This window comes from Jatrophihabitans sp. YIM 134969 (genome assembly GCF_054456675.1).
Window position 1 is genome coordinate 1 of record NZ_JBTJEQ010000092.1, and the last position, 5,179, is coordinate 5,179.

At 73.4% G+C, this 5,179-nt stretch carries 5 protein-coding genes and 1 pseudogene; 4 read left to right on the top strand and 2 right to left on the bottom strand.

Going from position 1 to position 5,179, the window contains the following annotated elements:
* Positions 1-232, bottom strand: a pseudogene (locus ACXR2U_RS23765) (hypothetical protein); the annotation flags it as partial.
* A gap of 156 nt (positions 233-388) precedes the next feature.
* Between ACXR2U_RS23765 and ACXR2U_RS23770 the strand changes: the two are divergent.
* From ACXR2U_RS23770 to ACXR2U_RS23780, 3 genes are all read left to right on the top strand, one after another.
* Positions 389-1,150, top strand: a complete 762-nt coding sequence (locus ACXR2U_RS23770) for an isoprenyl transferase (protein WP_458827577.1) — start codon at positions 389-391, stop codon at positions 1,148-1,150.
* Between the two features lie 271 nt (positions 1,151-1,421).
* Positions 1,422-2,744, top strand: a complete 1,323-nt coding sequence (locus tag ACXR2U_RS23775; protein ID WP_458827573.1) for a PhoH family protein — start codon at positions 1,422-1,424, stop codon at positions 2,742-2,744.
* Between the two features lie 32 nt (positions 2,745-2,776).
* Entirely contained in the window at positions 2,777-3,532 is a 756-nt protein-coding gene (locus tag ACXR2U_RS23780) for a DUF4253 domain-containing protein (RefSeq protein ID WP_458827574.1), read from the top strand.
* Here the strand turns inward: ACXR2U_RS23780 and ACXR2U_RS23785 are convergent.
* The gene (locus tag ACXR2U_RS23785; RefSeq protein ID WP_458827575.1) at positions 3,504-4,385 is read right to left on the bottom strand and encodes an alpha/beta fold hydrolase; all 882 of its coding nucleotides are present in this window, start codon (positions 4,383-4,385) and stop codon (positions 3,504-3,506) included. The two genes, ACXR2U_RS23780 and ACXR2U_RS23785, sit on opposite strands and share 29 nt — an antisense overlap.
* Positions 4,386-4,436: 51 nt before the next feature.
* On the opposite strand from ACXR2U_RS23785, the gene ACXR2U_RS23790 reads away from it, so the two are divergent.
* Positions 4,437-5,179: GNAT family N-acetyltransferase (locus ACXR2U_RS23790; protein WP_458827576.1), on the top strand; the 743-nt coding region annotated here is incomplete at its 3' end.

Here is a 5,179-nt window from a genome sequence, read left to right on the forward strand (position 1 = left end):
CGCGTCCGCCGCGCGGGCCGGGGCCGTCGCCCTGCCGGAACTCGGGACCGCCGTGGCCGTGGCCACCGTGGGTGCCCGGTCCGCCGCGGCGGGCGCCGAACTCCTCGCGCAGCTCGCTGCGCAGCTCGTCCAGGATCTCGCCCGCGATCTGGGCGCCGCGGAAGCCGAAGCCACCGCTGGAACCGCTGCCGCCGGGGCCGAAGGGATGGGGTGTGTCGTGGGGGTGCTTCACGGTCGTTCTCCTCTGCATCTCAACCATGTCCACTTACATGATTACATGCTTACGAACGGCCGTCGAGCAACTTCTGTTCCCGACTCGGCGGTCCCCGGTGTCGAGCCGGGTCCGACCGGTCTAGGGTCGCCCGACGTGGGGCTCTCCCGATCGCGGCTGGGGTCGGCGGTCTACTCCCTCTACGAGGCGCGTCTGAAGGCCTCGCTGGTCGGACGTCCGCGGCCCCGGCACGTCGCGGTGATGCTGGACGGCAACCGCCGCTGGGCCCGTGCGGCGGGGTTCGATGTCAGCCACGGCCACCGCGAGGGCGCCCGCAAGATCGCGGACCTGCTGCAGTGGTGCGCCGACGTCGGCATCGACCACGTGACGCTGTTCCTGCTCTCCACCGACAACTTCACCAGCCGCGACGACCGCGAGCTGACGCAGCTGCTCGAGATCATCACCGACGTCGTCGACAACCTCGCCGGGCCCGAGACCCCCTGGCGGGTCATCCCCGTCGGGGCCCTCGACCTGCTCCCGCCCGACATGGCGACCGTGCTGAAGTCCGCGGCCGAGCGGACCGCCGACCGCACCGGGCTCACCGTCAACGTCGCCGTCGGCTACGGCGGCCGGCAGGAGATCGCCGACGCCGTCCGCAGCCTGCTGCACGCGCGCGCCGCCGCCGGTCAGACCCTCGAACAGGTCGCCGAGGACCTCGACGTCGAGCACATCGCCGAACACCTCTACACCAAGGGCCAGCCCGACCCCGACCTCGTCATCCGGACCTCCGGCGAGCAGCGGCTCTCCGGGTTCCTGCTCTGGCAGTCCGCCCACTCGGAGTTCCACTTCACCGACGCCCTGTGGCCGGACTTCCGCAAGATCGACTTCCTGCGGGCGTTGCGCGACTACGCCGCCCGCCACCGACGCTTCGGCGCCTGACGCTCCGGACCGGCCGGCCCGCGCCATCCCCGGCTCGCCCTTCCGCGACCCTGAACCTGCGGTGGAGCCTGATGTTTCTCCCGGTGTCGGCCGTGTGAACACTCCGCGTGTCGCGGCGCCGACGGCGTTCCACGCGCCTAGCGTCCGGGTCGTGACGACGGCTCTCCGCCGACGTCTTCGGGAGGTCCCCTCGGTGCCGACGGCGTACAGGGGTCCGAGCGCCCCACGCAGCCGCGGGGTCTCTCGGACCACCACCCTCGAGGAGTGATCCGTGCCTGATGCCGTGACGAAGACGTTCGTGCTCGACACCTCGGTGCTGTTGTCCGACCCGGGCGCGTTGGGGCGCTTCGGCGAGCACGAGGTGGTCCTGCCCCTGGTCGTCATCGGGGAACTCGAGGCCAAGCGCCACCACCCCGAACTCGGGTGGTTCGCCCGCGCCACGCTCCGGGTCCTCGACGACCTGCGCATCAAGCACGGCCGGCTCGACGCCCCCGTGCCGGTCGGCGCCGACGGTGGCACGCTGCACGTGGAGCTCAACCACACCGACCTGTCGGGGCTGCCGGTCGGGTTCCGGGTCGAGACCAACGACTCCCGCATCCTGGCCGTGGCGCTCAACCTCCACGCCGAGGGCAAGAACGTCACCCTGGTCACCAAGGACATGCCGCTGCGGGTGAAGGCCGGCAGTGTCGGCCTGCGGGCCGACGAGTACCGCGTCAGCGCGGCCGTCGACAGCGGCTGGACCGGCATGGCCGACGCCGACGTCCCCGACTCCCTGGTCGACTCACTGTTCGACGGTGCAACGATCCCCGTGACCGACGACGGCTTCGTGGGATCGGGCGTCGACGAGCTCCCGTGCCACACCGGACTCGTGTTGCACAGTGCACGCGGGTCGGCACTGGGGCGGATCACCCCCGACAAGACCGTGACGCTCGTCCGCGGCGACCGCGAGGTGTTCGGTGTGCGCGGGCGTTCCGCGGAGCAGCGCGTCGCCATCGACCTGTTGCTGGACCCCGAGATCGGCATCATGTCGATGGGCGGGCGCGCCGGCACCGGCAAGTCGGCCCTGGCCCTGTGCGCGGGTCTCGAGGCCGTGCTCGAACGCCGCGCCCACAAGCGCGTCGTCGTCTTCCGCCCGCTCTACGCCGTCGGCGGCCAGGACCTCGGGTACCTGCCGGGCAGCGAGAACGAGAAGATGGCGCCCTGGGCCCAGGCCGTGTTCGACACCCTGGGTGCACTGGTGTCGTCGTCGGTCGTCGACGAGGTGATGAGCCGCGGGATGCTCGAGGTCCTGCCGCTCACCCACATCCGCGGCCGCTCGTTGCACGACTCGTTCGTCATCGTCGACGAGGCGCAGTCGCTCGAGCGCAACGTGCTGCTGACGGTGCTCTCACGGATCGGGCAGGGCAGCAAGGTCGTGCTCACGCACGACGTCGCGCAGCGCGACAACCTGCGCGTCGGACGCCACGACGGCGTCGCCGCCGTCATCGAGGCGTTGCGTGGGCACCCGCTGTTCGCCCACGTGACGCTGACCCGCTCGGAGCGTTCGCCGATCGCCGCGCTGGTCACCGAGATGCTCGAAGACCTGCCGCTGTAGTGGCGCTGTTCGGGCGCCGGGGGCGTTCGTCGGTGGCGCTCCCGGCCGCGCTGCAGCCCCTGGCCGACCGGGGTGTGCGGTTCCGCCACACCGTCGTCGCGCTCGAGCCCACTTCGGATCTCACCGTGTGGTCGGTGGCGGTGCGTGGCGAGGCCGAGGCCCTCGACCTGTGGTCGGCGGTGCGGGAGCACCACCCGAGCACCGGGCTCTACCCGGTGCTCGTCGCCGCGGACACGTGGGACGGGGACCTCGGCGCCCACGGGCATGCTCCTGCGTCGGGTGACGAGGACGAGGCGGCGCGGTGGCTCGAGGCCGCGCTCGCCCGCGGCGACCCCCGGTTCACCGGCGCCGGTGCAGCGGCGTTCACCTCCGGTGACCCGTCGCGCTGGCGCGAGGACTCGCCGCTGCGGCTCGACACGCCCGACCGGCTGCTCATCCTCCCCGCACCGGGCGGGTGGGACGTGCCCGGGCGACTCGGGTGGGAGGGTGCTCCGCTCGGGCGGGTGCCGGGCGACGCCCACGCCGCGTTCCTGCGCCGCTGGCACGACCGGTACGGCGCGGACCTGGTGATGCTCGGGGGCGAGACGCTCTCGCTGCGGGTGTCGCGTCCGCCCCGCACCTCCGCCGCCGCCGTGGAGGCGGCCCGCGAGCTGGTCCTGTACTGCCCCGACACGATCGACGACGCCGGGCTCCCCCCCCGACGCCGTGGTGGCGATGGCCGCCTCGCCGACGTGGTGGCTGCTCTGGGACCGACCTCGCTCAGCCGAGGAACGCCTGCAGCGGGATGAGGGTCTCGGCGGGTGACTCCTCCGGGAGGAAGTGCCCGCCCGGCACGGCGGTTCCGCTGACGTCGTCGGCGTAGGCGCGCCACACGTCGAGGACGTCGTAACGGTTGCCGACGAACCCGTCACGGCCCCACAGCACCAGCAACGGGGCCTGGACCCGTCGGCCCGCGGTGCGGTCGGCCTCGTCGTGCACGAGGTCGATGCTCGCGCCGGCGCGGTAGTCCGCCGTGGTCGCAGCGATGCAGGCCGGGTCGCTGAAGGCGTCGACGTACTCCTGCACGGCGGCCGGGTCGAAGCGGTCGATCCCGCTGCGTGACCACTGCGCGAGCTTGGCCCGGACCCAGAACGCCGGGTCGAGGCCGATGAGGTGCTCGGGTTGCGGGGCGGCGCCGGTCAGGAAGAACCAGTGGTCGTACGCCTCGGCCAACTCCCGGTCGACGTGGGCGTAGGCGTGGTGGGTCGGGACGATGTCGAGGACCGCTGCACGGTGCACCGATCCCGGGTGGTCCAGCAGCATCCGGTGGGTGACCCGCGCCCCGCGGTCGTGACCCACCACCGCGAAGGTGTCGAAGCCCAGGGACCGCATGAGACCCACCTGGTCCGCGGCCGTCGTCCGCTTCGAGTACGTGGCGTGGTCCGCGCTGTCGACCGGCTTGCCCGACGCCCCGTACCCGCGCAGGTCGGCGGCGACGACGGTGTGGGTGCGGGCGAGTTCCGGGGCCAGGTGGTGCCACATGCGGTGGGTCTGCGGGTAGCCGTGCAGCAGCAGGAGCGGTGGGCCGTCGCCGCCGACCACGGCGCGGATGCGGACCTCGCCCTCGTGGTCGATCGAACGGAATCCCTCGAAAGCCGGCACCGCTCGACGGTAAACCCCTTGGCGTCGAGGGGGCAGGTGTGCGGTGATCGGGTGGTGGACATCGACGTCGTCACCCCGGACCTGTCCGGCCTCGTCGAGGCGGCGGCCGCGCTGCGGACGTGGCCGACCGACCGCGGCGAGTCGCAGCTGCACCCGGGCGACCTCGGCTGGCACTGGCGCGAGGGCGCCGAGCGCACCGCGGCCGACGTGCGGGTGTGGACCCGCGGCGGCGAGATCGTCGCGGTCGGACTGCTCGACGCGCCGCAGCTGCTGCGGATGGCGGTCGACCCCACGTGGCAGGCCGACCACGAGCTGGTCGAGCGCCTGCTCGCCGACATCGACACGCCGGGGCGCGGCGTGCTCGACGCGGGCGGGGCGGCCGTCGAGGCGCGGTGCGGGCCGTTGCTGCGGTCCGGGTTGCTCGAACGGGGGTGGGTCGACGACGAGAGCTGGACCCCGCTGCACCTCGACCTCACCGCGCCGGTCGCGGACGTCGGCGTCGCAGTGGAGGCGGTCGGGCCCGACGGCGTCGACGAGTGGTTGCAGATCCACTGGGACGCCTTCCGGTCCGCGCCCGTGACCGGCGCCGAGCGGCGCACGGCGCACACCCGCTGGGCGGCGATGGCGGCCAGCCCGCCCTTCCGTGAGGCCCGGTTCCTCACGCTCCGTGACGCCGCGGGAGTGGGCGTGGCTGCTGCCGGGGCCTGGTCGGCCGGTCGGGGCCGGCCCGGCCTGCTCGAGCCGATCGGCACCGCGCCCGGGCACCGCGGCCACGGGTACGGCCGGGCGGCGAC